General features: G+C 70.1%; 23 protein-coding genes and 1 riboswitch. Of the genes, 2 read left to right on the top strand and 21 right to left on the bottom strand.

The features are described from left to right. Positions 1-14 precede the first annotated feature (14 nt). Positions 15-842, bottom strand: coding sequence for an SGNH/GDSL hydrolase family protein (locus ACFW9O_RS27195; RefSeq protein WP_351173769.1), 828 nt, complete (start codon positions 840-842; stop codon positions 15-17). 166 nt (positions 843-1008) lie between these two features. Continuing rightward, positions 1009-1950 carry a peptidoglycan DD-metalloendopeptidase family protein gene (locus tag ACFW9O_RS27190; RefSeq protein ID WP_384612904.1) on the bottom strand — a complete coding sequence of 314 codons (942 nt, stop codon included), beginning with the start codon at positions 1948-1950 and terminating at the stop codon, positions 1009-1011. 4 nt (positions 1951-1954) lie between these two features. Next, positions 1955-2113: riboswitch (cyclic di-AMP (ydaO/yuaA leader) on the bottom strand. A gap of 421 nt (positions 2114-2534) precedes the next feature. On the opposite strand from ACFW9O_RS27190, the gene ACFW9O_RS27185 reads away from it, so the two are divergent. Then, complete coding sequence (locus ACFW9O_RS27185) at positions 2535-3347, top strand: tyrosine-protein phosphatase (protein ID WP_384612902.1); 813 nt, start codon at positions 2535-2537, stop codon at positions 3345-3347. Between the two features lie 9 nt (positions 3348-3356). Here the strand turns inward: ACFW9O_RS27185 and ACFW9O_RS27180 are convergent, their stop codons facing one another. From ACFW9O_RS27180 to ACFW9O_RS27090, 19 genes are all read right to left on the bottom strand, one after another. Continuing rightward, a complete protein-coding gene (locus tag ACFW9O_RS27180) occupies positions 3357-3530 on the bottom strand; it encodes a DUF6126 family protein (protein ID WP_351181541.1) in 174 nt (57 codons plus the stop codon). A 62-nt stretch (positions 3531-3592) separates the two neighbouring features. Further along, positions 3593-4273 carry a helix-turn-helix domain-containing protein gene (locus ACFW9O_RS27175; RefSeq protein WP_384612900.1) on the bottom strand — a complete coding sequence of 227 codons (681 nt, stop codon included), beginning with the start codon at positions 4271-4273 and terminating at the stop codon, positions 3593-3595. A gap of 59 nt (positions 4274-4332) precedes the next feature. Next, positions 4333-5730, bottom strand: a complete 1398-nt coding sequence (locus ACFW9O_RS27170; RefSeq protein WP_384612898.1) for an aspartate aminotransferase family protein — start codon at positions 5728-5730, stop codon at positions 4333-4335. Beyond that, positions 5727-7637: a 1-deoxy-D-xylulose-5-phosphate synthase gene (dxs, locus tag ACFW9O_RS27165; protein WP_384612896.1), complete on the bottom strand. Its 1911-nt coding sequence runs from the start codon at positions 7635-7637 to the stop codon at positions 5727-5729. Before dxs ends, ACFW9O_RS27170 begins: the two co-directional genes overlap by 4 nt. A 26-nt stretch (positions 7638-7663) precedes the next feature. Then, positions 7664-8830, bottom strand: coding sequence for a flavodoxin-dependent (E)-4-hydroxy-3-methylbut-2-enyl-diphosphate synthase (gene ispG / locus ACFW9O_RS27160; protein WP_384612895.1), 1167 nt, complete (start codon positions 8828-8830; stop codon positions 7664-7666). A 4-nt stretch (positions 8831-8834) separates the two neighbouring features. After that, the gene (gene hpnH, locus ACFW9O_RS27155; protein WP_351170352.1) at positions 8835-9854 is read right to left on the bottom strand and encodes an adenosyl-hopene transferase HpnH; all 1020 of its coding nucleotides are present in this window, start codon (positions 9852-9854) and stop codon (positions 8835-8837) included. Positions 9855-9860: 6 nt separating this feature from the next. Further along, positions 9861-10511, bottom strand: a complete 651-nt coding sequence (locus ACFW9O_RS27150; protein WP_384612893.1) for a 1-hydroxy-2-methyl-2-butenyl 4-diphosphate reductase — start codon at positions 10509-10511, stop codon at positions 9861-9863. Continuing rightward, positions 10511-12523 carry a squalene--hopene cyclase gene (gene shc / locus ACFW9O_RS27145; RefSeq protein ID WP_384612891.1) on the bottom strand — a complete coding sequence of 671 codons (2013 nt, stop codon included), beginning with the start codon at positions 12521-12523 and terminating at the stop codon, positions 10511-10513. The genes ACFW9O_RS27150 and shc overlap by 1 nt, the downstream gene beginning before the upstream one ends. A gap of 104 nt (positions 12524-12627) precedes the next feature. Continuing rightward, positions 12628-13731 (bottom strand): polyprenyl synthetase family protein, encoded by a 1104-nt coding sequence (locus ACFW9O_RS27140; protein WP_351170343.1) that lies wholly within the window; start codon positions 13729-13731, stop codon positions 12628-12630. Continuing rightward, a complete protein-coding gene (gene hpnE / locus ACFW9O_RS27135; protein WP_384612889.1) occupies positions 13728-15110 on the bottom strand; it encodes a hydroxysqualene dehydroxylase HpnE in 1383 nt (460 codons plus the stop codon). Before hpnE ends, ACFW9O_RS27140 begins: the two co-directional genes overlap by 4 nt. Positions 15111-15243: 133 nt before the next feature. Next, positions 15244-16164: a presqualene diphosphate synthase HpnD gene (gene hpnD / locus ACFW9O_RS27130; RefSeq protein ID WP_351170337.1), complete on the bottom strand. Its 921-nt coding sequence runs from the start codon at positions 16162-16164 to the stop codon at positions 15244-15246. Between the two features lie 29 nt (positions 16165-16193). Further along, positions 16194-17114, bottom strand: a complete 921-nt coding sequence (gene hpnC / locus ACFW9O_RS27125; protein WP_384612887.1) for a squalene synthase HpnC — start codon at positions 17112-17114, stop codon at positions 16194-16196. Positions 17115-17535: 421 nt separating this feature from the next. Further along, positions 17536-18321: an ABC transporter ATP-binding protein gene (locus ACFW9O_RS27120; RefSeq protein WP_351170331.1), complete on the bottom strand. Its 786-nt coding sequence runs from the start codon at positions 18319-18321 to the stop codon at positions 17536-17538. After that, the gene (locus ACFW9O_RS27115) at positions 18314-19243 is read right to left on the bottom strand and encodes an ABC transporter permease (protein WP_351170328.1); all 930 of its coding nucleotides are present in this window, start codon (positions 19241-19243) and stop codon (positions 18314-18316) included. Before ACFW9O_RS27115 ends, ACFW9O_RS27120 begins: the two co-directional genes overlap by 8 nt. 105 nt (positions 19244-19348) lie before the next feature. Beyond that, the gene (locus tag ACFW9O_RS27110; protein WP_351170325.1) at positions 19349-20221 is read right to left on the bottom strand and encodes a glycosyltransferase; all 873 of its coding nucleotides are present in this window, start codon (positions 20219-20221) and stop codon (positions 19349-19351) included. Between the two features lie 8 nt (positions 20222-20229). Next, entirely contained in the window at positions 20230-21009 is a 780-nt protein-coding gene (locus ACFW9O_RS27105; RefSeq protein ID WP_384612884.1) for a CDP-alcohol phosphatidyltransferase family protein, read from the bottom strand. Continuing rightward, a complete protein-coding gene (locus tag ACFW9O_RS27100; protein WP_351170319.1) occupies positions 20987-22048 on the bottom strand; it encodes an iron-containing alcohol dehydrogenase family protein in 1062 nt (353 codons plus the stop codon). Before ACFW9O_RS27100 ends, ACFW9O_RS27105 begins: the two co-directional genes overlap by 23 nt. Further along, a complete protein-coding gene (locus ACFW9O_RS27095; protein WP_351170316.1) occupies positions 22036-22773 on the bottom strand; it encodes a phosphocholine cytidylyltransferase family protein in 738 nt (245 codons plus the stop codon). The genes ACFW9O_RS27100 and ACFW9O_RS27095 overlap by 13 nt, the downstream gene beginning before the upstream one ends. Further along, positions 22770-24545 carry a DUF5941 domain-containing protein gene (locus ACFW9O_RS27090; RefSeq protein ID WP_384612993.1) on the bottom strand — a complete coding sequence of 592 codons (1776 nt, stop codon included), beginning with the start codon at positions 24543-24545 and terminating at the stop codon, positions 22770-22772. The genes ACFW9O_RS27095 and ACFW9O_RS27090 overlap by 4 nt, the downstream gene beginning before the upstream one ends. Before the next feature lie 284 nt (positions 24546-24829). On the opposite strand from ACFW9O_RS27090, the gene galE reads away from it, so the two are divergent. Next, positions 24830-25813, top strand: coding sequence for a UDP-glucose 4-epimerase GalE (gene galE, locus ACFW9O_RS27085; protein WP_384612882.1), 984 nt, complete (start codon positions 24830-24832; stop codon positions 25811-25813). Positions 25814-25907: the final 94 nt, after the last annotated feature.

The raw sequence follows: 25907 nt of genomic DNA, 5'->3' as shown, positions 1-25907 counted from the left end.
GCGCCCGGAGGTGCTCAGAGCGGGAGCAGGTCGGGGCGTTTGGCCTCGACGTGGTCACCGGAGGACTCACCGCGCAGGCGCCGGCCGATCCACGGTACGAGGTACTCGCGGGCCCAGGCCATGTCGTCGCGGCGCACCTCGAGTGCCCCGCGCTGCACCTGCGGAGGCCACACCTGGTCGGGGTCGGCGGGCACGTCGAGGCCGAGGACCTGGGCGGCGCGCAGCGCGACCCGGGTGTGTCCCTCCGCCGAGAGGTGCAGCCGGTCGTTGTCCCAGGCACGCCTGTCCTGCACGGACCGGAGCGACCACAGGTCCAGGACCGGGCAGTCGTAGCGGTCGGCGATGGACCGTACATGGGCGGTGTACGTGGCGATCTTGCCCCGCAGGTGCCGGAGCACCGGAACGCCGCGGGTGTCGAAGCCGGTGGTGATCATGACGGTGCCGACCGAGCGGGTCAGGTCGGCGACCGCGCGCTCGAAGCGTTCGGCCACGTCGTCCGGGTCGGTGCCCGGCCGGATGATGTCGTTGCCGCCCGCGCAGAAGCTCACCAGATCCGGTGCGAGCTCCTTGGCGCGGGGGACCTGCTCCTCGACTATCTGGTCGAGGAGGCGTCCGCGTACGGCGAGATTGGCGTACCGGAAGTTCCCGTGCGGGCCGTCCGCGGGGCCGCCCGCTGCATCGGGGAGTGGGAGCTGGTCCGCCAGAATGACCGCGAAACGGTCCGCCCAGCCGACGAGCGTCCCGTCGGGGCCAGGGTCTCCGACGCCCTCGGTGAAGCTGTCGCCAATCGCTGCGTACGACCCGATGGTGCCTCGCTGTTTGTTTCTCGAATCGTCTGCCACAAGCGCATATCCTGCACCTTCGAATGTGACCTACGCGACCGTAATAAGGGGTTGACGGGTGGTGAGATAGACCACCCGGTCAGGTTTTGGTAAAGCCGGAATAAGCAGAGGGGCGGTGCGCCGCCGCGCACCGCCCCTCTTGGGCTCACCGAGCCGCCTGATTGCGTCAGATGGAGACGCCGTGCGAGCGCAGGTAGGCGATCGGGTCGACGTCCGAGCCGTAGCTCGGGCCGGTACGGACCTCGAAGTGGAGGTGCGGACCGGTGGAGTTGCCGGTGGAACCGGAGAGGCCGATCTGCTGGCCGCCGGTGACGGTCTGGCCGGCCGAGACGCCGAGCGACGACAGGTGGGCGTACTGGGAGTACATGCCGTCGTCGTGCTTGATGACGACCTCGTTGCCGTACGCACCGCTCCAGCCCGCGGAGACCACGGTGCCCGGGCCGATGGACCGGACGCTGGTGCCGGAGGCGGCCTGGAAGTCGGAGCCGGTGTGGTAGCCGCTGGACCAGCTGGCGCCGGCGACGCGGTACTGGGTGGAGACGCCACCGTTGGCCACCGGGGTGGTGTAACCGGAGCTGTTGCTCTCCGAAGCACCGGTGGAGTCGGCGGCGTCGGTGGCCGTCGACGCCTTCTCGGCCGGCGCGGCGGCCTTCGGGGCCGACTTCACCTTCGAGGGGGCGGCCTTGGAGGGGGCGGCCTTGGAAGGCGCGGACTCCGTGGTGGAGCCAGATGCCTTGACGCCGAGGGTCAGCTTCATGCCCGGGAAGATCAGGCTCGGGTTGTCGCCGACGACCTCACGGTTGTCCTTGTACAGCTTCTCCCAGCCGCCCTTGACCTTCTTCTCGGCCGCGATCTTCGCCAGATAGTCACCGGCGACCACGGAGTAGGTCTTGGTGGCGCCGTGCTTCTTCGCCACGGAGGCGGCAGGCGCGTGGTGGGCCGCACTGGCGGCCGCCGGCTTGGCGGCGGGCGCGGACTGCTCGGCGGCGAACGCGCCGGTGGCGCCGATCAGCGGAAGTGCGAGGACGGCGCCGCCGGTCCCTGCGGCGAGGACGCCGCGGGAGATCGGGCTGGCCTTCGTACGACGGTGCTTACCCTTTGCGGGCATGGGGAATTCCTCTCCGGCGCCTGCGAGGTGAGCTGTCGGGTTCGGACTGGAGATGCCCGGCCGCGCTGAGCGCGTCTTGACCCCAAGCCGTTCCGGATCACTCCGGTCGGCGGCTTACCTGGTTCCCCCGCTCCTGCCACACGTGAGTCGGTGCGGATTCCGGGCGGCGGCAGGATTTGGCGTTCCGTCCGGATTGACCGTGACCGTAAGCGAGTCAGGACGCCGGGAACAAGCCACCGGTTGCGTACCGGAATGGGCGATTCAATTCCGGTTCCGAATTCCGGTCACACTCCGTGGATTACGGATCTTGGCTTTCCGCACGGCGTAAGGATTACCTCTCGGCAGTTTCGCCACACACCGTCACGGATATGATCCCGCTCACCTGCCACACCCCATCTCCCGCGCAAGCGGGGCATGTTCTGCTAAATGCACTAATACGGACATGTCATGCTCGCGGGCCGCCGGTCACCCCGGCCGGGAAGGCATCGAAGGGCGAAACGATTGCCCGATGAATCCATGTCGTATCGTCGCGGGCGTGCCCCCGTCGGCGAGCGGCGCCGACGCCAGACACTCCAGGAGTCCTTGTGACGCAGCAGCTGCCAGAGGTTCCGTCGACAGACGTCGAGCTGACCGGGGTCCGCAACTTCCGCGACGTGGGCGGTCTGCCGACCACGGACGGCGGCAGGGTGCGCCACGGGCGCCTCTACCGCAGCGGCCACCTGGCGCACGCCACCGAGACGGACACGGCATTCCTGGCCGGACTCGGCCTCCACACCGTCTTCGACTTCCGCAACGCCGCCGACCACAAGCTCGACGGTCTCGACGTGGAACTGCCTGGTGTCCGGAATGTCAGCATTCCGCTCTCCGACCCGGCCGACGGCGCCGAGTTCTGGCGACTGGTGCGCGACGGCGACATCCAGCAGCTGCGCTCGATCCTCGCCGACGGCAAGGGGACGGCCCGCATGATCGCGTCGTACCGGTCGATCATCACCGACCGCACCGCGGAGCACAGCAGGGTGCTGCACGCGCTGGCCGAGGACAGCGTGCCGGCGCTGATGCACTGCGCGGCGGGCAAGGACCGGGCCGGCCTGTCGATCGCGGTATCGCTGCTTGCCGTCGGCGTCGAGAAGGAGGCCGTCGAGGCCGACTACCTCAAGTCCAACGACGCGCACCGCCGCTACAAGGTGCGGCGCAGCGACACGTCGTCGGCGGGGATGTCGGACGAGGTGTTGGAGCTCCTCAACCCGCTCTTCGGCGCGCATTCCGACTACCTCGCCGCCGCCTTCGCCGCGATCGAGGAGACCTGGGGCGGCACGGACCGCTACCTCAGCGAGGGGCTGAAGCTCGCGCCCGAGACCCGCGAGAGGCTGCGCGAGCGCCTCGTCGAGAAGGCGTAGCGCAGGCGGTCAGCCTTTGCCCGCCACGGTGAACAGGAGAAAGAGGAAGGCCGCGACGACGTGGCCGGCCACCAGATAGGCGACGAGCCGGATGACCACACCCCGGGGCATCTTCCGCTCCTGCGTGTCCTTGGTCTCCCGCGGGCGCGGGGTGAGCGGGTCGTAGTGCTCCGAATCGGACATGGCAGTCCTCTCTTTCGGCTCTCGGGCCGAGGTGTGCGGCAGGTGCGGTGGGGCGTGCGTGGTCAGCGAAGGTGCGTCCCGTTGCCCAGGCACAGCTCGGCCGAGGGGCTCTGCAGCAGGGTGTGGACGAAGAGCAGCTCGGCGCCCCCGCGGTCGAGCGCCGCGATCCGGTGCGGGGTGAGCGAGTCGAAGTGCGCGCTGTCCCCCGGCCCGAGGTCGTGCACGGTCTCCCCCAGACCCACCCTCAGCCGCCCGTCGAGGACATACAGCCATTCCTCGCCCGGGTGCACGCGTACGAGATCACTCTGGGCCCCGTGGGGGACCCGGACCCGCAACGCCTGCATCGCCCGGCCGGAGCCACCGGCCTGCTGGTACATCCAGCCGTCGGCCTCAGCACCACCCGAGGTACCACCCGGGCCGGCGCCCGGAGCTCTTCCCGGGGTCCCTCCGGGCGCGCCGCCCGGAGCGCCCGCGAACGGGCCGCCGCGGACGATGGCGTCACGCTCGGGCGGCATTTCTCCGAGGAGCTCGGAGACCGTCGTACCGTAGATACGTGCGAGCCCGAGCAGCATCGGCAGTGAGGGCTGCCTGCGGCCCGTCTCGAGCCGGGAGAGGTGCGCCGGGGAGAGATCGGCCCGCCGGGCGGCGGTCTCCAGGGTGAGACCCCGGTTGCGGCGCAGGTCGCGCAGGCGCGGCGCGATTCCGGGCAGCTCGTCGGCCGCCCCTCCGTCAGGAGGATTCATGACTCCATTGGGCCAGGATCTTTCCTCGGAGGCAAATTTCTTGCCTCCGAGGCAAAGCATCAACGGTTGGCGACAGCCTGCTTGACCAGCGTCCTGCCGAAGTCCCACATCAGCCCGCCCCCGCTGTGCGCGTCGTCCATGACGGCCGTGAAGGCGGCCACGAAGCGGTCCACCTCGCGCTCACCGATGACCAGCGGGGGGATCAGCTTGATCACTTCCAGGTGGTCGCCGGAGACCTGGGTGAGGATCCGGTGCTTCTGCAGCAGGGGCACGACCACCATCTGGGCGAAGAGGCCCTTCCTGGCCGCCTGCAGCATGGTCCAACGGCTGCGGAGTCTCAGCGAGGAGGGCCGGCCGAACTCGATCCCGATCATCAGCCCGCGCCCGCGCACCTCGTGCAGCAGCTCGTAGCGGCCGACGAGCGCGGCGAGCCGCTCACGCAGCAGGTCACCGGTGCGGCGGGCGTTCGCGACCGTCTCCTCGTCCTCCATCACCGCGAGGACCGCGAGCCCTGCCGCCATGGCCTGGGCGTTGGAGCCGAAGCTCGCCGAGTGCACGAGCACGCGGTCCATGGAGGAGTAGACGCGTTTGAAGATCCAGTCCTTGCCGAGCGTCGCGCCGACCGGCACGTATCCGCCGGAGAGCGCCTTCGCCACACAGACGAGATCGGGTTCGACACCCTCCTCGTGCTGGTACGCGTAGAAGTCGCCGGTCCTGCCCAGTCCGGTCTGCACCTCGTCGACGATGAGCACCGCCTTGTGCCGGTGCAGCAGCTCCTGCGCGGACCGCAGGAACCCCGGCGGCGAGGCGTGCACCCCCTTGCCCTGGATCGGCTCCACCACCAGGCCGGCCACGTCCCCGCGCTTGAGCTCGCGGCGCAGGGCATCCAGGTCGCCGAGGGCGATCGCCGTGTCGGGCAGCAGGGGTGCGAAGCCGTCCCGGAACCCCGCTTCGCCGTTGACCGAGAGCGAGCCGGTCGTCAGACCGTGGAAGGCATGGCTGCAGTAGAGGATCCGGGGCTTTCCGGTGGCGTAGCGGGCGAATTTCAGCGCGGTCTCGACGGCCTCGGTGCCGCTGTTGCCGAAGAACACCCTGTCCAGATGGGGGCTGTGCGCCAGCAGCCGCTCGGCCAGGAGTCCGGGCAGCGGCTGGCAGTCGAAGCGGGTGAGGTCGGCGAGCGAGGCGTCGAGGACGTCGTGCAGGGCCTTGCGTACGACGGGGTGGTGCCGGCCGAGCCCCATCACGCCGAAGCCGGCGAGCATGTCGAGGTAGTCGTTGCCTTCCGCGTCCCAGAAGTACGCGCCCTCGGCCCGCTCGTAGACCTTGTCGAAGCCGATGGTGCGGAGCATGCGCGGCAGTTGGTGGTTCAGATGCCTGGCATGCAGCTCGTAGCGCTCGGCACCGCGTTCCGCGAGGAGCCGCGCCAGATCGAAGCCCTTGGGTCCGTCGTCCTTCATGGCCTGTTCTCCCTCGGCACCACGTGTTCCGACCCTGGCTTCCGGCCGGCGAGCGCCGCACCGATCCGTCCGGCGATCTCCACGGGAGTGAGCCCGATATCGGCCAGCACCTCACCCCGCTTGGCGTGCGCCAGGAACTGCTCGGGGATGCCGAACGTCCGCAGCGGTACGTCGATTCCCGCATCCCGCAGTGCCTGCCCGACGGCCGAACCGACGCCGCCTGCCCGGCTGTTGTCCTCCACCACGGCCACCAGCCGGTGCTGCGCGGCCAGCGCGGGCAGTTGTGCGTCGACCGGTTTGACCCAGCGCGGGTCGACGACCGTGCACCGGATTCCGGCTCCCGCGAGCAGGTCGGCCGCGTGCAGACAGACCTGGGCGAGCACACCGACCGCCACCAGCAGGACGTCGGGGTCGTCGGCCCGGTGCAGGACGTCCATGCCGCCGATCCGGCCGATGGCCACGACCGGCTCCCCCACCGACTCCTTCGGGAAGCGGATCACGGTCGGCGCGTCATCCACGTCGAGGGCCTCGCGCAGTTCCTCACGCAGCCGGTCGGCATCGCGCGGTGCCGCGATCCGCAGGCCGGGAACCACCTGCAGCAGGGACATGTCCCACATGCCGTTGTGCGAGGGGCCGTCGACGCCGGTCACACCCGCCCGGTCGAGCACGAAGGTGACGCCGCACCTGTGCAGGGCGACATCCATCAGCAACTGGTCGAAGGCCCTGTTGAGGAAGGTGGCGTAGACGGCGACGACCGGATGCAGACCGCCGGTGGCAAGCCCCGCGGCGGACACGGCCGCGTGCTGCTCGGCGATCCCGACGTCCCAGACCCGGTCGGGGAACCTCTCGGCGAAGCGGGTCAGCCCGACGGGGTGCAGCATCGCCGCGGTGATCGCGACGACGTCCGGTCGTTCGGCCCCGATCCGTGCGATCTCCTCACCGAACACCGAGGTCCAGGAAGGCGCCGCGGGCACCACGAGCGGCTCGCAGGTCAGCGGGTCCATCGCGCCGACCGTATGGAAGCGGTCGGCGTCGTCGGCCAGCGCGGGCGGGTAGCCGCGGCCCTTCTCGGTGATGCAGTGCACCAGGACCGGACCGTGGAAGCGCTTCGCCCGGTTCAGTGCGGACTCGACCGCCGCGGTGTCATGTCCGTCGACAGGGCCCACGTACTTGAGCCCCAGATCCTCGAACATGCCCTGCGGGGCGAAGGTGTCCTTGAACCCCTTCTTCGCACCGTGCAGCGACCCGTACAGCGGCTGCCCGATGACCGGTGTCTGCTGGAGCACTCCCTTGCCCCAGTTCAGGAAACGCTCGTACCCGTCGGTCGTACGGAGGATGGCGAGGTGGTTGGCGAGGCCGCCGATGGTCGGGGCGTACGAGCGTTCGTTGTCGTTCACCACGATGATCAGCGGACGGTCCTTGGCCGCGGCGATGTTGTTGAGCGCCTCCCAGGCCATGCCGCCGGTGAGTGCCCCGTCGCCGATGACCGCGACGACGTGGCCGTGGCCGCCGAGCACCTCGTTGGCCTTGGCGAGTCCGTCGGCCCAGCCCAGCACGGTGGACGCGTGGGAGTTCTCGATGACGTCGTGCTCGGACTCCTCCCGGGAGGGATAGCCGGACAGCCCGCCCTTGCTCCGCAGCTTGGAGAAGTCCTGACGTCCCGTCAGCAGCTTGTGCACATAGCTCTGGTGCCCGGTGTCCCACAGGATGCGGTCGACAGGTGAGTCGAAGGCCCGGTGCAGGGCGATGGTGAGCTCGACCACCCCCAGGTTGGGCCCCAGATGGCCGCCCGTCCTTGTGACGGCCCGGACCAGGAACGTCCTGATGTCACCGGCGAGTTCGTCGAGCTCCGGTCCGCTCAAGTCCTTGAGATCCTGCGGCCCCTTGATGGATTCCAGCATCGTCACGCTCGGGCCCCCTCTCTGGTCCTGTTTCAGCTCACGGTCACGGCCGGAGCCCCTGAGGGGACTCCCGCCTCCTCCATACCGTCGGCGATCTTCATGGCTTCCTCGATGAGGGTCTCCACGATCTTCGACTCCGGCACGGTCTTGATGACCTCGCCCTTCACGAAGATCTGGCCCTTGCCGTTGCCGGACGCCACACCCAGGTCCGCCTCACGCGCCTCGCCGGGGCCGTTCACCACACAGCCCATCACCGCGACACGCAGCGGAACCTCCATGCCCTCCAGCCCCGCACTGACCTGGTCCGCCAGCTTGTACACATCCACCTGCGCACGCCCGCACGACGGACACGACACGATCTCCAGCCGCCGCTGCTTGAGGTTCAGCGCCTCGAGAATCTGCAGACCGACCTTGACCTCCTCGACCGGAGGAGCCGACAGCGACACCCGGATCGTGTCCCCGATCCCCTCCGAGAGCAGCGCGCCGAAGGCCACCGCGGACTTGATCGTGCCCTGGAACGCGGGACCGGCCTCGGTCACACCCAGGTGCAGCGGGTAGTCGGACTGCGCGGCCAGCTGACGGTAGGCGTTCACCATCACGACCGGGTCGTTGTGCTTCACCGAGATCTTGATGTCACCGAACCCGTGCTCCTCGAACAGTGACGCCTCCCACAGCGCCGACTCCACGAGAGCCTCCGGTGTCGCCTTCCCGTACTTCTTCAACAGCCGCGCGTCCAGCGAACCCGCGTTGACACCGATACGGATCGGCGTGCCGGTGTCACCGGCCGCCTTCGCGATCTCCTTGACCTTGTCGTCGAACTGCTTGATGTTCCCCGGATTCACCCGCACCGCCGCACAACCCGCGTCGATCGCCGCGAACACGTACTTCGGCTGGAAATGAATATCCGCGATCACCGGGATCTGCGACTTCCGGGCAATCGTCGACAGCGCGTCCGCGTCATCCTGCGTCGGACACGCCACCCGCACGATCTGACAACCCGACGCCGTCAGCTCCGCGATCTGCTGCAACGTCGCACCGATGTCCGACGTACGCGTCGTCGTCATCGACTGCACCGACACCGGTGCGTCCCCACCGACCGCCACCGACCCGACCTGGATGCGCCGCGAACGGCGGCGCACCGCGAGCGGCCGGGCCGGCAGCTCGGGGAGACCCAGTGCGACTGGCTCTCCAGTGGTCATGACGTCACCGGTTCCCGCCGACGGTCTCCCGCATCGCTCGCAGGGATTCCTTCAGGGACCCCATCGTGGCGAGTACGGCGGTGGGCTCGTAGCCGCAGTGCGCCATGCAGTTGGCGCAGCGCGGGTCCTTGCCCCGGCCGTACTTGTCCCAGTCGGTCTCCTCGATGAGCTCGCGGTACGTCGGCACGTACCCGTCGCTCATCAGATAGCAGGGCCGCTGCCACCCGAAGAGCGAGTAGTTGGGAATGGCCCAGGCCGTGCACGGGAAGTCCGCCTTGCCCTCCAGGAAGTCGAGGAAGAGCGGCGAGTGGTTCAGCCTCCAGCGGTTCCGGTTGCCACCGGCGAAGGACTTCTTGAAGAGCTGGCGGGTCTGTTCGACGCCCAGGAAGTGCTCCTGGTCGGGCGCCTTCTCGTACGCGTAGGCGGGCGAGATCATCATCTCGTCGACCTTCAGTTCGTCATTGAGGTAGTTGAGGACCTCGATGACGGTCTGCGGGGTGTCGGTGTTGAAGAAGGTGGAGTTGGTGGTGACCCGGAAGCCGAGTCGCTTGGCCTCCTTCATCGCCTCCACCGCCTCGTCGAACACACCTTCCTTGGCGACCGATTCGTCGTGGCGCTCGCGCAGTCCGTCGATGTGCACGGCGAAGGCGAAGTACGGCGACGGCGTGAACTTCTCGAGCTTCTTGCGCATCAGCATGGCGTTGGTGCAGAGGAACACGTACTTCTTCTTCGCCACCAACTGACGCACGATCTCGTCGATCTGAGGGTGCATCAGCGGCTCGCCGCCGGCGATGGACACCATCGGTGCACCTGATTCGAGCACCGCCCCGACCGCCTGGGCGACGGGCATGCGCTGCTTGAGCACCCCGGCCGGGTGCTGGATCTTGCCACATCCCTCGCACGCCAGATTGCAGGCGAACAAGGGCTCCAGCTCGACAATCAGCGGAAATTTGTCCCGCTTACGGATCTTCTGTTCGATGAGATACGTCGCAACCTTGATGGACTGACGGAGCGGCATGGCCATCTGGGCTCACCTCCTGGGGAGCAGCAAAGATCGGTGCCATTCATGGAAAGCCGGAAGGACAGCACGAAGAACGCGGAAAGCCGATATTCCACCGCGCACTGTGCCGATGCGGACGAGCTCATGCTCCGGAGCGTCCACGACCACCCGTACGGCCGCAACCGGGCGTGACCCGCTCCGCACAGCGGTGCGGAGCGTGACGGCGGATTCCATGTCGACCGCGATGGCGCCGGTGGCCCGGAGCGCCGCACGCTCCGGGCCCCGCACGACATGGCCGGAGCCGGTCAGCGGGCCCGTGTGGACCTTGCGTCCCGGCACGGCCCTGGCCAGGGCATCGACCAGGAGACCGGTGCCCGTGCAGGCCGTGGTGCCGCCGGGGTCCCGGGTCTCCTCGGCCACCACGAGGTCCCCGGGGTGCATTCCCGGGACAAGGCCGGCACAGAAGCCGGAGGCGATGACCGCGGCGCCTCCGGCTCCGTCCCGGCCCAGCGCACGCAGGACGGCGCTCTCGGCGGCCTTGGGGCCCATTCCCGTCCTGATGACGGTCACGGGCCCGGCGCCGCCGCCCCTGGCGCTGCGCAGGGCGAGGTGCTCGATGCCCAGTGCGCAGGCGATCAGCAGCGGCGTGACGGGGCCGGGCGGCCCCTGGGCATCGCCCATCAGGCCCCCTTGCCCGCACCGGCGCCGCCGATGGTGCCGTTCACGAACGGGTCTCCGTACACGTACCGCCCGAGTGCGGTGAGGGGGAAGACCTGCCGGTAGAGGTGGTAGTTGATGGAGAAGTCCCAGGGGAAACCGGTCCCGGTGAAGTACGGCTCGTCCCACGAGCCGTCCGCCTGCTGGGTCTCGGCCAGCCAGGCGATGCCGCGTTCCACGGACCTGCCCTCACGCTCCCCGGCGGCGAGGAGCGCCAGGAGCGCCCAGGCCGTCTGGGAGGCGGTCGACGTGCCGTGGCCGATCCACTTCTCCTCCTGGTAGGAGCGCAGGTCCTCGCCCCAGCCGCCGTCGTCGTTCTGGACCGACTCCAGCCACCCGACTGCCCGGCGGACCGATGGGTGGGCGGCCGGCAGCCCCGCCGCGACGAGGGCGGGCACCACGGACCCGGTGCCGTAGATGTAGTTGACGCCCCATCGGCCGAACCACGCGCCGCTCGCCTCCTGTTCGGCGAGCAGCCACTCGATGCCGCGCCGGGTCCGGGGGTGGCCGGAGCGTCCCTCGATGGCGAGCATCTCCACGACGTGCCCGGTGACGTCGGCGGACGGCGGGTCGATGACCTCGCCGAAGTCGCAGAACGGAAGCCGGTTCGGGAAGGGACTGGTGTTGTCCGCGTCGAAGGCGCCCCAGGCTCCGTTGCGGGACTGCATGCCGAGGCTCCAGCGGACCCCGCGTTCGATGGCGGCCTCGAGCCTGGCGGAGTCCGGGTGCCGGACGCGGCGCAGCGCCAGCACCACCTCCGCGGTGTCGTCGATGTCGGGGTAGTTGTCGTTGTGGAACTCGAACGCCCAGCCCCCCGGGGCGAGTTCGGGCTTGCGTACCGACCAGTCGCCGGGTCGTACGATCTCCTCGCCGAGCATCCAGTCGGCGGCCCTCACGAGCGCGGGATGGTCGGCGGGCAACCCGGCGTCGGCGAGCGCGATGGTGGCGAGGCAGGTGTCCCAGACCGGCGACTGGCAGGCCTCGATCATGCGGGCGCCGTCCTCGCGCCACACGGTGAACCGGTCGAGCGAGGCGAGTCCGGCCTTCATCACCGGGTGGTCGAGGTCGTAGCCCAGCAGATGCAGGGCGATGACGGAGTACACGGCGGGCGGCTGGATGCCGCCCCAGCAGCCGTCGTTCTCCTGGCGCTCGATGATCCAGCGGGCCGCGGCGTTCATGGCGACGCGGCGCAGCCTGCGCGGGGCGACCCGGTGATAGGCGTGCAGCGCCTTGTCGAGACGCTGGAAGACACCGTCCCAGCTGGCCACCGGCGCCATGCGCCCCGGCGGGTTCGGGTGCTCCGGGTCGCTGTGCAGCTCGTCGAGGGTGAACGGGGCGGGACGTACCGGCCGTTTCGCGGAGACGATGGTGAGCGGGACGATGGTCTGGCGGGCCCAGCAGCCGAAGTCGTAGATGTTGAGCGGGACCCACTTCGGGAAGAACATCAGCTCGGGCGGGAGCTCCGGCAGGTCGTCCCACTTCCACCAGCCGAAGAGGGCGAGCCAGATGCGCGTGAAGACCCGGGCCGCCGCGATGCCGCCCTGTTCCCGGACGAAGCGTGCCGCCCGGATCATGTGCGGGTCGTCGGTACGGTCTCCGGCCAGCCTGAGTGCGACGTACCCCTCGATGGTGGCCGAGAGGTCGCCGGGGCCGCCGTGGAATGTGGCCCAGGTTCCGTCGCCGAGCTGTTCGCCGCGGATGAAGCGGGCTGCCGCCTGCACCGTGGCCGGGTCCTGGATCCCCAGGAACTGACGGAGCAGCAGGTCCTCGGCGTCCATCGTGACGTTGGTGGCGAGGTCCCCCTTCCACCAGCCCTGCTCGTCCTGCCTGCCGAGGAGGTGCTCCACCGAGCGTTCCGCGGCCCGCCGCGCGGCGGCCAGTCCGTCGTCCGCGGCAGTGGTTGTGTCGGTCGGATCGCTGGCCGAGGCTGCGCGGAGGTTCGCGGCCCCGGTGCTTCCGTCGGTCGTCGCTGTCATGGCTTCCCCTTCGTGCAGTTGGTCCTCTGCTGTGCTGGGGTCTCCGTCGGCGGGCGTCCTGTGCGGACGCCCGCCGGCGACTGCGATTCATATGAGGATGGTGATCATCTCTTTCGGACGACAACGAAGTCGGCGAGTGCGGTGAGCTGCGCCCGCACACGTTCCGGCATGTCGACACCATGCAGTGCCTCGATGGCTACCGCATGCTGACGGCGGGCTTCCTGAGCGGTCCATTCGCGACCGCCCGCCTCCTCGATGAGTGCCGCTCGCGCGGCGAACTCCTCTTCGGAGAAGCTGTCGAAGTCGCTGCTCTTGGCGTCTGCGGCGAGGAGGTCGCCCAGCCGGGCGGACGCGGGTCCGCCCGCGGCGAGCGCGGCGACGACGGGCAGGGACTTCTTGCGCTGGCGCAGATCGCTCCACGTCTGCTTTCCGGTGGCCTCCGGGTCGCCCCAGATCCCGAGCAGGTCGTCGACCGCCTGGAAGGCGAGGCCGAGGTGGTAGCCGTACGCCTCCAGGGTGTCGGCGGTCCGGTCGTCCGCGCCGCCGAGCACGGCGCCGATGGAGACGGCGCAGGCGAGCAGGGCGCCTGTCTTGTTGCCCTCCATCTCCAGGCACTCCTCGACGGTGACCCGTTCGCGGTGCTCGTAGGAGATGTCCTGGGCCTGCCCGTCGATGAGCTTGCGGGAGGCGGTGGTCAGGCGGCGGGCCGCGCGGCCCGCCTCCACGGTACCGAGCTCCAGCAGGACCTCGTTGGCCAGCGCGAAGAGCGCGTCGCCGACGAGGATCGCCTGGGCCGGGCCGTACACCTTCCAGACGGTGTCCCGGTGGCGGCGCTGCTCGTCGCCGTCCATCAGGTCGTCGTGCAGCAGCGAGAAGTTGTGCACGAGTTCGACGGCGACCGCGCCGGGGATCCCGGCTTCGGCCGGGGCGCCGGCCGCTTCGGCGGACAGCAGGGCGAGTGCGGGGCGCACGGCCTTGCCGCCGTCGCCGTCGGCGGGCAGGCCCTGGGCGTCGATCCAGCCGAAGTGGTAGGCCGCGACGGTGTCCATGGGCGGCGCCAGCCGGTCCACGGCAGCTCGCAGCACCGGCGCTGACAGGGCCCTTCCGCGCTCCAGAAGCGCGGTGACGTCCGTGGTTTCCGCCACGGTGTCGTAAGCCGGATTCGCCGGGGTCACAGACTCTCCTCTTGTTCCGGTGGTACTGCTCATGCCGCCTCCTGCAGCGGATGTTCGTGGGGCCGCCCGAGAGCCTGGAGTACGCCGTCCGCGGCGCTGAAGCCGCTGCGGACAGCGCCCTCCATCGTGGCGGGCCAGCCGGTGGCGGTCCATGCCCCCGCCAGGTGGAGGCCGGGGGCGCGGGTGCCGGCGCCCGGCCTCAGGCGTCCCACTCCCGGGACGGGTGCGAAGGTCGCTGTGCGCTCCCGGGTGACGAAGAAGTCGCGGATCCCCGCGCCGCGGGCGGCCGGGAGCAGTCGCTCGAGCTCGGGCAGGTAGCGCTTGCGCAGTTCCGCGACGGGCAGGTCGATCTCGTCCTGGGCCGCGGACTGGGAGAGGGCGAGGTACTGCCCCTCACCCTGGAGTCCCGACTGCTCGGTACGGTCGAAGACCCATTGCACGGGCGAGCCGATGGCTGCGAAGAACGGCCGGCGCAGCACCTTTCGGTCGTAGACAACGTGAACGTTGAGGATCGGCGAATCGGCGATGTCCAGGAGACGCCCGGGAGAGTCGATCGCCCCGTCGGGCAGCAGCCCGTGGGCCTCGCCCTGGGGCACGGCGAGGACGACGGTCTCCGCCTCGATCACTTCGCTGTCCGTCCCGACGGACCATCGGCCGTCGTCGGTCCGGGTGAGCGAGCCGACCCGGGCGCGCAGTTGGGTCCTGACGCCGGCCGAGTCGAGCGCCTTGCGGGCGAGGGTGTCGTGCAGCTCGCCCAGCGGGACCGCTGCCCAGCCGATGTCCGCGGCGCCCGGCTCGGAGAGCAGCCCCGTCTTGAAGACCATGGCGGCCAGTGCCATGGAGGCGTTCGGCGCCGTCGCGTTGAGCGTGGCGACGCCCACGAGGTCCCAGAGCGCCTCGACGGCGCGCTCGGACTGTCCGTGCCGTCGCAGCCAGGTCGCGAAGTCGATGCCGTCGAGCGCGGGGTCGGCCGGGTCGAGGCGGCCGAGTGCCAGGGCGGCCCGCGCGACGCCGGCCTTCTCCGCGAGCGAAAGGTGCGGGTAGGCGGCGAGTCCGGCGGCGAGGTGCAGGGGTACGGGAAGTCCGGTGCGGCGCAGCCGTCCGAGCCGCGGCCCGGCCTTCCTTCCGACGTCGAGTACGGGCACGTCGAGGCGGTCCTGGAGCGGGGCGAGGTGGGCTCCTTCGACCCGGTCCAGGAACCAGCGGTAGCCGGTGCAGCAGCGCAGGTAGACGTGCTGGCCGTTGTCGACGGACAGCTCGCCGCGGCGGAAGGAGAAGGCCAGCCCGCCGAGCCTGGGACGGCCTTCGAGCAGGGTCACGTCAAGCCCGGCGTCGGCGAGGCGGAGGGCCGAGGTGACTCCGGCCAGGCCTCCGCCGACGACGACCGCACGTGAGCGGGTCGGGCCACTCATGCGTCCCCCTTTCGCCGGGCTGCGGAAGTCCGGGCCGTCCGGGCCCGGATCACGGAGATCGGAGACATCGCTTCGAGGGACGCAGCAGGCAGGCGGAGGGTTGCCCGCCGCCCGGTACCGCTCTCGGGGCACATCAGACCCGCCCCCTGGCCGTCCGACGGGAGATGTACCGCGCGTCGAGGCCCGACAGGCCGCGCACCGCGACGTAGGCCTTCTCGTGCCCGGGCAGTGAGACCCTGCCGCGCAGTACGGCCTCGGGATCGCGTTCGATCCGGTCGAGGAGCCGACGGTAGATGCCCGCCATGGCTGCTACACAGGCGCCGCTGCGCCGGTCCAGCATCGGCAGCAGCCGGTAGCCCTCGGCGAACAGGGCCCGGGCGCGCCGGACCTCGAAGTGCACCAGGCCGGCGAAGTCCGAGCCGGGCGGCGGGGTCGCCCGGTGGAATCCGGCGGAGCAGCCGAACTTGGCGAGATCATCCGCGGGCAGGTAGGTGCGCCCGTTGCCCGCGTCCTCGCGGACGTCGCGCAGGATGTTGGTGAGCTGGAGCGCCAGGCCCAGCGTGTCCGCGTACTCCGCGGCACGGTCCGCACCCGGTGCGCCCGGTTCCGTCCCGAAAACGCCCAGGCTGAGCCGCCCGATGGCACCCGCGACACACCGGCAGTAGGTCCTGAGGTCGTCCCAGGTCTCGTAGCTCGCGCCGCGCACGTCCATCAGCACGCCGTCGATGAGCTCGTCGAGCCCGCCGAGGGGCAGGGGGAACCGGCGCGCCGCGTCGGCGAGCGCGACGGCCACCGGGTCGGTGTCGTCCTCGTCGACCGCGCCGCTCCTGACCCGGTCGAGCAGCTCACGGGTGCCCTCCAGCCGGGACCGCTTGGTCTCCGGGGCCAGCTCTCCGTCGCCGATGTCGTCGACCCGACGGGAGAAGGCGTACAGCGCCGACATGGCCTGCCGCTTGTCGTACGGCAGCAGCCTGATGCCGTACGCGAAGTTACGGGCCTGCTGTCCGGTGACGGCCTCGCAGTAGCTGTATGCGGCCTGTACCGGTGCCGACATGTACGTCGTCTGTCCCTCCACGGTCCGGCTCACCCCTCTCTGTGCGCTCTTCGCAGGACAACTCCCACTTCGCGCAGCAGTCTGGGCGCGGTGGGCCTGGGCGGTCCGGGCAGTACGTCGAACCCGGCGGCCGAGATCGCGGTGAGGGCGGCTCGCCCTCCGGCGACGAATCCGGCGAGCAGCAGCTTGAGCCTGCCGTTGACACTACCCACCAGGGGAATGCCTTCGTCCAGCAGGTCATGAGCGCGTTGCGCCTCGAACGCGACCAGGGCGCGCAGCGATGCGCCCCCGGACGGTACGGCCAGGTCTGATTCACGGACATGGAAGCGGTCCATGTCGTCGGCGGGGAGGTAGATCCGGTCGCGGCCGAGGTCCTCGGCGACGTCCTGCAGGTGCTCGGCGATCTGCAGCGCGGTGCAGACGGCGTCCGAGCGCCGGATCCGTTCGGGGCTGGAAGTGCCGGTGATCTGCAGGACCAGGCGGCCGACGGGGTTGGCGGACAGCTCACAGTAGGCCTGGAGCTCCGCGTACGTTCCGTAGCGGCGGATCTTCTGGTCCTGCCGGTTGGCCTCGATGAGGCCGAGGAAGGGTTCGGGGGTGAGCGCGCAGCCTCGCACGGTGGGGCGCAGGGCGCGCAGCAGGGGGTGACGCGGCACTTCGGCCGAGCCTGCGAAGACCCGGTACAGATCGGCCTCGAGGGCGTCGAGCATGGCGAGCCGGTCCTCGGTCTGTCCGGGCTCGAGGCCGAGGTGGCGCGCGTCGGCGCCGCCAGGGGCGAGGTCGCCGTCACCGATGTCGTCGACGAGGCGGGCGAAGCCGTAGACCGCCATCAGATCGTCGCGCCAGGCGCGGGGCAGGAAGAAGGGGGCCACGGGGAAGTTCTCGTCCGCGGCCTTGTCGAGCGTGCCGGTTGCGGCGGCGTCGGTACGCGCCTGCTGGGTACGGATCACTGCGTACCGCCCGACGCGGGGACGGCGAAACCACGTCGGAGCTGGAGATTTTCCATCATTGCCGTCATATCTCCCGTTCTACACTGCCGACCCAAAACATCCCTTTTCGGACACGCCGCTCATTCTCCCGAGTGCGACGGGCTCACCAGGAGCGATGCGCAGGGGGCGTATCCCCCCACATTGCCGCGAATCAGCACCGGTACAGCTTACGTTGTACAGCGCACAAGCCCGCGCGGGGGTGCGACGCACCCCGGTACAACACATCGATCTCCGCCAACCTTCCCCGGATTCAGGGCAATTGACGTCATCCGCCGGGAGGAGATGGCCCCCGGAGCCGTAGTACGTCCCCGCTGCCCCGGAGCCGCACGCCGCAGTGGCCCCCGCCGCTGCGCTCGGGCGGGGGCCACTCGGTCGTGCGGGACTACTTGCCGGTCTCCCGCTCGTAGGCCTTGAGGACCTCGTCGGTGGCGCCGTCCATCAGGAGCTCGCCCTTCTCCAGCCACAGCACCCGGTCACAGGTGTCCCTGATGGTCTTGTTGTTGTGGCTGACCAGGAAGACGGTGCCCGCCTCCTTCCGCAGCTCGCGGATCCGTTCCTCGGAGCGGACCCGGAACTTGCGGTCACCGGTGGCCAGCGCCTCGTCGATCATGAGGACGTCGTGGTTCTTGGCCGCGGCGATGGAGAAACGCAGCCGTGCCGCCATCCCCGAGGAGTACGTCCGCATCGGCAGGGTGATGAAGTCGCCCTTCTCGTTGATCCCGGAGAACTCCACGATGTCCTCGTACCGCGCCCGGATCTCCTCGCGGCTCATGCCCATGGCGAGGCCGCCGAGCACGACGTTGCGCTCGCCGGTCAGGTCACTCATCAGCGCCGCGTTGACACCGAGCAGCGACGGCTGACCGTCCGTGTACACCTTGCCGTGCTCCGTGGGCAGGAGTCCGGCGATGGCACGCAGCAGGGTGGACTTGCCCGAGCCGTTGGTGCCGATGAGGCCGATCGCCTGGCCCCGGTACGCGGTGAAGGAGACACCCCGCACCGCGTGCACCTTGCGGACGCCGCGCGGCTCGCCCTTGCCCCGGCGCATGATCCGGCTCAGCGCCGCGGTGGCGCTGCCCTTGCCACCGCCCGTGCCGTTGACCCGGTACACGATGTGCACGTCGTCGGCGATGACGGTGGGGATGTGCCCCTGGGACGTTTCCTCAGCCACGGCCGTACCGTTCCTCTGCCTTCCAGAAGTACACGAAGCCCGCGACGCCCACCAGGAGCGACCAGGCGAGCCCGACGGCCCAGACGTGCTGCGGCAGGTTCTCGGAGCCGTAGCCGTCGATGAGCGCGAAGCGGACCAGGTCCATGTAGATGGCCGCCGGGTTGTACTGCAGCACGTCGGCGATCCACTGCGGCTTGTCCGCCAGCATGACCGGGATGGAGAACATGACGCCCGAGGCGTACATCCAGGTCCGCATGACGAACGGCATCAGCTGCGCCAGGTCGGGGGTCTTGCTGCCCAGCCGGGCCATGACCAGGGCCAGGCCCATGTTGAACAGGAACTGCATCGCGAGCGCCGGGATCACCAGCAGCCACGAGAGCGAGGGGTAACTGCCGAACCCCACCGTCACGGCCAGCAGCACGATCATCGAGTACATCAGCTGCTGAAGCTGCTGCAGCGAGAAGGAGATGGGCAGTGAGGCACGGGGGAAGTGCAGGGCGCGGACGAGACCGAGGTTGCCGGCGATGGACCGCACCCCCGCCATGACCGAGCTCTGGGTGAACGTGAAGACGAAGACCCCCGTCACCAGGAACGGGATGAAGACCTCCTGGCTCATCCCCCTCGCGGTGCCCAGGATGAGTCCGAAGATCAGGAAGTAGACCAGCGCGTTGAGCAGGGGCGTGGCCACCTGCCACAGCTGGCCGAGCTTGGCCTGGCTGTACTGCGCGGTCAGCTTCGCCCTGGAGAACGCCAGGATGAAGTGACGGCGGCCCCAGAGCTGACGGATGTACTCGAACAGCCCGGGCCGGGCGCCGCTCACAGTGAGGCCGTACTTGGCGGCCACCTGGGACGCGCTGAGCCCCTCGTCGGCGGACGGTGGGGTGCTCAACGCGACCCCACCGTCGTGGGTTGTCTCACTCACAAGTTGAAACTCTCGTCTTCACAATGCGCAGCCGGTCGCGGGCGCGGCCAAGGCGGACAGGGTCCCGTACGAAAAATACGCCTCATGGTCTCAGAGAAGAGCTTCTCAGATCACAGGTGGGCGGCCCAGTCTGGTCAGCCGCCAGACTGTACGCCATTTCATGGGGCGCCGGGGACCGCAGGGCTTCGCCCATCCTTCCCGGAAGCCGCCGAACCACGCCTTGAGCGCGGGCACGGACGGCCTGCGGACCAGGGTGAGCAGCAGCCAGACACCGACGTACACGGGCACGAGCGGCGCGGGCAGGTTCCGGCGGGCGAGCCAGACCCGGTTGCGGGCCACCATGCGGTGATACACCGCATGGCGCGAGGGAGCGGTCGTGGGGTGGTTGAGCACCATGTCCGCGCGGTAGTCGATCATCCAGCCGGCGTCCAGGGCACGCCAGGCCAGATCGGTCTCCTCGTGCGCGTAGAAGAACTCGTCCGGCAGTCCGCCGACCTCGGCGATCACCTGGGTGCGTACGGCGTTCGCACCGCCCAGGAACGTCGTCACCCGGGACGAGCGCATCGGGTCGGAGGCACGCAGTCGCGGCACGTGCCGGCGCTGCGTGACCCCGGTGTCCGGGTCGGCGATACGGAAGGTGACGATGCCGAGCTTCGGATCGGTCCCGAAGGCCTGCCGGCACAGCTCGGCGGTGTCGGTGTTCGGCAGCAGCCCGTCGTCGTCGAGGAAGAGCAGTGCGTCCACGTCGGCGCCGGAAGGGCCGAACGCCTCGATGCCGACGTTGCGGCCACCGGGAATGCCGAGGTTCTCGGGCAGCTCCACGGTCCGCACGCCCGCGGGGACGTCGGGGACCGAGGCGCCGTTGCCGACCACGACCACCTCGATCCGGTCGCCGTCCTGCTTGGCGACCGAGTCGAGGAGGGCGCGCAGCTCGTCCGGACGGTTGCCCATGGTGATGATGACCGCGCCGAGTTTCATGGGGGAGCTCACTTCAGCCTGCTGGACGCGAGGATCGACACGAGGTGCAGGACGGTCTGGAGAAGGGCGATGCCGGCCATGACGGCGACGGCGAGGCGGCTGAAGAAGAGGTCGTCCCTGACCGTGTCGAGGACGGCGACCACGAGGATGACCAGCGACGCCTCGATGCCGAGGATGAGCCGGTGGAACTTGAGCGCGCCGGCGGCCCGTCGGGCGAGCGCCATGCCGGAGGAGCGCGGCTCGGACGCGGACTCCTTGACGGGCGGCAGCCCGCCCTGGTGACGGGCGACCCCGACGAGGTCGGTCTCGGCCTTGATCAGGATGGCGCCGAGCGCGGCGAGCGTGCCCAGGAAGGCCCACAGCCAGTCGACGCGCCCCGGGCCCCACAGGTCGGCGGCACGCAGGCCGAAGCCGACCAGTACCGCCGCGTCGCACAGATAGGCGGCCACCCGGTCGAGGTAGACCCCGCCCAGCGAGAACTGCTTCTTCCAGCGGGCCACTTCGCCGTCGACACAGTCGAACAGGAGGTAGAGCTGGACGGCGAGCACGCCGAGCAGGGCCCCGGGGATGCCCGGGACCAGCAGGGCGGGTGCCGCGAGCACGCCGGCGACGGTCATCACGTAGGTCAGCTGGTTGGGCGTGACCTTGGTGGTCACCAGGCTCCGGGTGATGCGCAGCGAGATCTCGCGCATGTAGAGCCGACCTGCCCAGTGCTCGCCACTGCGCCGGTCCTTCACGCCCGGAGGGTGCACGACCGGGCGGAGTTCAGCTATGGATGGCTTTTGCATAGTCGGCGTACGCGTCCCTGATCTGGTCGGTGGACAGGTTGAGGTGTTCCAGGATCGTGAAGCGTCCCGGGCGCGTCTGGGGGGCGTACTCGACGGCCCGCACGAACTCTTCGGCGGTGAAGCCGATGTCGTCGGGCAGCACGGGCAGCCCGTGGCGCCGCAGTACGGACGCCATGTGCAGCGACTCCTCGCGTGCGCCCCGAAGGTGCATGGCGAAGCAGGCGCCGAGGCCGACCTGCTCGCCGTGGCTGGCCGCGCGCTTCGGGTACAGCAGGTCGAAGGCGTGGTTGATCTCGTGGCAGCCGCCCGAGGCGGGCCGGGAGTCCCCGGCGACCGACATCGAGATGCCGGTCAGGACGAGTCCCTCGGCCAACACCTTGAGGAAGGCGTCGTCGCCGACCGTGCCGGGGTGGCGCAGTACGGCTTCGCCCGCCTGACGTGCCATGGCCGCCGCGAGTCCGTCGATCTCCTCGCCCTGGATCTCGTGGGCGAGCTCCCAGTCGGCGACGCAGGAGATGTTGGAGACCGCGTCGCCGATGCCCGAGCGCACGTAGCGTGCGGGGGCCCGGCGGATCACGTCGAGGTCGATGACCACCGCGATCGGGGTGGGGACCCCGTAGGAGCCGCGCCCGTTGTCGTTGTCCAGGGTCGCGACCGGGGAGCAGAGCCCGTCGTGGGACAGGTTCGTCGCGACGGCGACCATGGGCATGCCGACCCGCGCCGCGGCGTACTTCGCCACGTCGATGATCTTGCCGCCGCCGAGGCCGACGACGGCGTCGTAGCGGTTGCCCTTGATGCCGTCGGCGAGCCGCACCGCGGAGTCGATCGTGCCGTCGGCGACCGGGTACCAGTCGGCCCCCGGCAGCACCGGAGCGAGCCGCTCGCGCAGGGCGCGCCCGGAACCGTCGCTGATCGCGATGGCGAGCTTGCCCGACGCGGAGATCCGCTGGTCGGCGAGGAGACCGGCCAGATCGTCCATCGCGCCGCGCCGGATGTCGACGACGACCGGGGACGGGATGAGGCGGGTCAGTACCGGCACGCGATCTCCCTGCCGCGGGCGAGGTCGTCGTGGTTGTCGATCTCGACCCAGGTGACCTCGCCGATGGGGGCCACGTCGACGGTGAAGCCGCGGTTCACGAGCTCCTGGTAGCCGTCCTCGTAGTAGAGGTCGGGGTCGCGCTCGAAGGTGACCTTCAGCGCGTCGGCGAGCTCCTCGGCGGCCTCGGGCTCGATCAGCGTGACGCCGATGTACTCGCCGGTCGCGGTGGCCGGGTCCATCAGCTTGGTGATCCGCCGCACACCCTTCTCGCCGTCCGTGATGACCTTCATCTCCTCGTCGGCGAGGTTCTTCACCGTGTCGAGGGCGAGGATGATCTTCTGGCCCTTGCCGCGGGCGTCCAGGAGGGTCTTCTCGACGGAGACCGGGTGCACGGTGTCGCCGTTGGCGAGGATGACGCCCTTCTTCAGGACGTCACGGGCGCACCAGAGGGAGTAGGCGTTGTTCCACTCCTCGGCCTTGTCGTTGTCGATGAGCGTCAGGGTCACGCCGTACGTCGCCTCGAACTCGGCCTTGCGGGCGTAGACGGCTTCCTTGCGGTAGCCGACGACGATCGCGACCTCGGTGAGTCCGACCTCGGCGAAGTTGGCCAGCGTCAGGTCCAGGACCGTCTTCTCGCCGTCCACGGGCACGAGTGCCTTGGGCAGCGTGTCCGTGTACGGACGCAGACGTCGTCCTGCACCGGCTGCCAGTACGAGGCCGATCATGCGAGTTCTCCTTCGTCGTGTACAGCGGGGGCCGAGGAGGACACCCAGAAGCGGATGGACTCCACGAGCACCACCAGAGCCACGGCCGCCGCGAGCGCGGTGAGAGCCGTGGTAAATCCTGAACTCCGGGTCAGTACGGCTGCGAGTACGGCCACGACCAGGGTCCGGCCCTCGTGCCCGCCGATGGTGCGCACCAGCCACCGGGGCGGTGCGCCGGTACCACCTCGGATGCGGTACACCGTGTCGTAGTGATGGTAGGCGACGGCCGAAACCAGGCCGAATGCCGCCGGAACCGCGTACGGCACGTCACTGCGGGCAGCCAGCACCAGGACGGTGCAGTACTCCGCGGCCCGGAAGACCGGGGGTACGAGCCAGTCGAGCGCGCCCTTGAGCGGCCGCGAGACCGCGAGGCCGGAGACGACCGCGTACACCGCGGCCGCGCCGACGGTCAGCCAGCTGCCGTAGGGAGCGAACAGGGCGGTGGTGACGATCACCACTGCGCCGACGAGGGCCAGCAGCGGGGCGGTGAAGCCCCCGCGAGGGCGGCGCACCGCGCCGGCCACGGCCTGCGCGAGCGGTCCCGAGTCGGCGAGGTCGGCCAGGGCGACCGCGGCCCGGTCGGTGCGCTGCGCCTTGCGGGTCAGCGAGCGCAGCAGTCGCCCTGCCGTGGTGTAGCAGGCGGCCAGCGCGCATCCGACGAGCAGGGCGTAGAAGACGATCCGGGGGGTGGTCACCGCGGTGAGCACGGCGATCATGGCCCAGCGTTCGCCGATGGGCAGGACTATCATCCGGCGCAGCCAGACGGTCCAGCCGACGCTGTCGAGCCGGTCCGAGAGCGCGGCGGTGGGGCTCGTGTTGGAGACCGCGTCGTGATTGGCCTCGTTGAACGAGAAGTCGACGACATGGCGGCATGCCTGGAGCACCATCGCGCCGAGCGCGAGGACCCATACGTCGTCGCCGCCGCGGGCGGCGCCGAGGGCGAGGCCCGCGTAGTACGCGTACTCCTTGGCCCGGTCGAAGGTGGCGTCCAGCCAGGCGCCCATCGTCGAGTACTGCAGTGAGTAGCGGGCGAGCTGCCCGTCGGTGCAGTCCAGGACGAAGGAGAGGAGCAGCAGCACCCCGGCCGCGACGTAGCCGCCGCGGGTGCCCGTCGCCGCGCTGCCGGCCGCGACGAGTGCGGTGATCAGCGAGGCGGTGGTGACCTGGTTCGGGGTGAAGCCCCGGCGGGCGCACCAGCGGGCGATGTAGCGCGAGTACGGGCTGATGAAGAACGTCGTGAAGAAGCCGTCGTGGGCCTTCACCGCGCTGCGCAGCCGTACGGCCTCGTCGTCGACGGCGTCGACGGCGGCCTGAGCGGCACTCCGGTCCTCGGGACCGGTGGGTACCTCGGCGGTGAGCGAACCGAGCTCGGGGCGCTGCACGGCGGTGCCCTCGGCGTCCAGGGCGACGGCGAGCCGGCCGGGGACCGTGCGGTCCTCGGCGACGGGTTCGGCGCCGGCGGGCGCGACGGGGCTTTCCGCGCCCACGGCTGCCACGGCCCTGCGCAGGGCTCGGAGCAGCGCGTCCCGTGCCTCGGGCTGCGCGGTGAGCGCTCCGGGGACGGTGGCGACGGCGAAGCGGGGGTCGGTCAGTCCGAGCCTGAGGGCATGGACGTGGCCGACGAAGCGTGGGTCCACGAGCGCGACGCGACGGCTCGCGGGGACCGCGGCGAGCAGCTCCGCGGCCTCGGAGGCGTCGGCGGCTGCCCTTACGTCAAAGCCGAGTGACCGCAGATCGTCCTCGAGCGACGATCCGGGTACCGGCGCACCGGTGAGGATGGCGGTCGACAGACGAACTCACTCCTTGGTGCTGACGGGAAAGGCGCGCGACAGTGCGGCCCTCGGGCGGGCCGGCGGCGCGTCGGCTGAGGCTATCGGATGAACGGAAGACCGAGTTCACCGCCCGTTTGTGCTCCGTTCGGGCGAACCGGCCATCATGCGGCGCTGTTCGCGATCATCATCGTCGATCAACACCTCGCCCCACAAACCGCGCAGGGTCAGCGCATAAGCTGACGCGTATGACGTGGTTGATCACAGGCGGGGCCGGTTACATCGGAGCACATGTGGCGAAGGCCATGACGGGAGCGGGAGAGTCAGTCGTGGTGCTCGACGACATCTCGACGGGTATCGAGGGGCGACTGCCCGCGGACATTCCCCTGGTGCGCGGCTCGGCCTCCGACCGTGCGCTGCTCGACCGGGTGCTGGCCGAGCACGAGGTGACCGGTGTGGTGCACCTCGCGGCGAAGAAGCAGGTCGGTGAGTCCGTCGAGAAGCCCCTCGTCTACTACCGGGAGAACGTGACCGGGCTCGCCGTGCTGCTGGAGGCCGTGGTCGCGGCCGGTGTGCGGCGCTTCCTCTTCTCCTCCTCGGCCGCTGTGTACGGGGTTCCCGACACGGACCTCATCACCGAGGAGACTCCGTGCGCCCCGATCAACCCCTACGGCGAGACCAAGCTGGCCGGTGAATGGCTGGTGCGGGCGACGGGCCGGGCGCACTCGGTCTCGACCGCCTGTCTGCGCTACTTCAACGTGGCCGGGGCCGCGGAGCCCGAACTGTCGGACACGGGCGTCTACAACGTCGTGCCCATGATCTTCGACCGGCTGACGCGCGGCGAGGCCCCGCGGATCTTCGGTGACGACTACCCGACGCCCGACGGCACCTGTGTCCGCGACTACATCCACGTCGCCGACCTCGCCGACGCGCACCTCGCGGTCGCCCGGAGACTGTCGGAGCCCGGCTTCGCCGGCGATCTGACCGTGAACATCGGCCGCGGCGAAGGCGTCTCGGTGCGTGAGCTCGCCCGTCTGGTGGGCGAGGTCAGCGGCCTGCCCACGGAGCCCGTGATCGAACCGCGCAGGCCCGGTGACGCGGCCAGGGCCGTCGCCTCCGCCGCACGGATGACCGAGGAACTGGGCTGGACGGCCCGGCGCGGGGTGCGCGAGATGGTCGAGTCGGCCTGGGAGGGCTGGTGCCTGCGCCACCCCGAGGCCCGCGCGAAGTAGCCCGCAGCACTCGGCCGACACCCTGACCTGCAAACGTTTACGCAGGTCAGGGCACATGACAACGGTGTTCAGTGCCGTGTTGCCCGGTACCCCC

This window comes from Streptomyces sp. NPDC059499, from assembly GCF_042749285.1.
Lineage (GTDB): Bacteria > Actinomycetota > Actinomycetes > Streptomycetales > Streptomycetaceae > Streptomyces.
The sequence above is the reverse complement of the archived record's forward strand: the minus strand, read 5'-3'. Positions and strand labels throughout refer to the sequence as shown.

What these genes read in the sequence shown, in the direction of transcription:
- ACFW9O_RS27190 (WP_384612904.1), bottom strand. Translation starts at nt 1,950, where the DNA reads ATGCCCGCAAAGGGTAAGCACCGTCGTACGAAGGCCAGCCCGATCTCC.
- ACFW9O_RS27180 (WP_351181541.1), bottom strand. Translation starts at nt 3,530, where the DNA reads ATGTCCGATTCGGAGCACTACGACCCGCTCACCCCGCGCCCGCGGGAG.
- ACFW9O_RS27175 (WP_384612900.1), bottom strand. Translation starts at nt 4,273, where the DNA reads ATGAATCCTCCTGACGGAGGGGCGGCCGACGAGCTGCCCGGAATCGCG.
- ACFW9O_RS27170 (WP_384612898.1), bottom strand. Translation starts at nt 5,730, where the DNA reads ATGAAGGACGACGGACCCAAGGGCTTCGATCTGGCGCGGCTCCTCGCG.
- ispG (WP_384612895.1), bottom strand. Translation starts at nt 8,830, where the DNA reads ATGACCACTGGAGAGCCAGTCGCACTGGGTCTCCCCGAGCTGCCGGCC.
- hpnH (WP_351170352.1), bottom strand. Translation starts at nt 9,854, where the DNA reads ATGGCCATGCCGCTCCGTCAGTCCATCAAGGTTGCGACGTATCTCATC.
- ACFW9O_RS27150 (WP_384612893.1), bottom strand. Translation starts at nt 10,511, where the DNA reads ATGGGCGATGCCCAGGGGCCGCCCGGCCCCGTCACGCCGCTGCTGATC.
- shc (WP_384612891.1), bottom strand. Translation starts at nt 12,523, where the DNA reads ATGACAGCGACGACCGACGGAAGCACCGGGGCCGCGAACCTCCGCGCA.
- ACFW9O_RS27140 (WP_351170343.1), bottom strand. Translation starts at nt 13,731, where the DNA reads ATGAGCAGTACCACCGGAACAAGAGGAGAGTCTGTGACCCCGGCGAAT.
- hpnE (WP_384612889.1), bottom strand. Translation starts at nt 15,110, where the DNA reads ATGAGTGGCCCGACCCGCTCACGTGCGGTCGTCGTCGGCGGAGGCCTG.
- hpnD (WP_351170337.1), bottom strand. Translation starts at nt 16,164, where the DNA reads ATGTCGGCACCGGTACAGGCCGCATACAGCTACTGCGAGGCCGTCACC.
- ACFW9O_RS27110 (WP_351170325.1), bottom strand. Translation starts at nt 20,221, where the DNA reads ATGAAACTCGGCGCGGTCATCATCACCATGGGCAACCGTCCGGACGAG.
- ACFW9O_RS27105 (WP_384612884.1), bottom strand. Translation starts at nt 21,009, where the DNA reads ATGCAAAAGCCATCCATAGCTGAACTCCGCCCGGTCGTGCACCCTCCG.
- ACFW9O_RS27095 (WP_351170316.1), bottom strand. Translation starts at nt 22,773, where the DNA reads ATGATCGGCCTCGTACTGGCAGCCGGTGCAGGACGACGTCTGCGTCCG.
- galE (WP_384612882.1), top strand. Translation starts at nt 24,830, where the DNA reads ATGACGTGGTTGATCACAGGCGGGGCCGGTTACATCGGAGCACATGTG.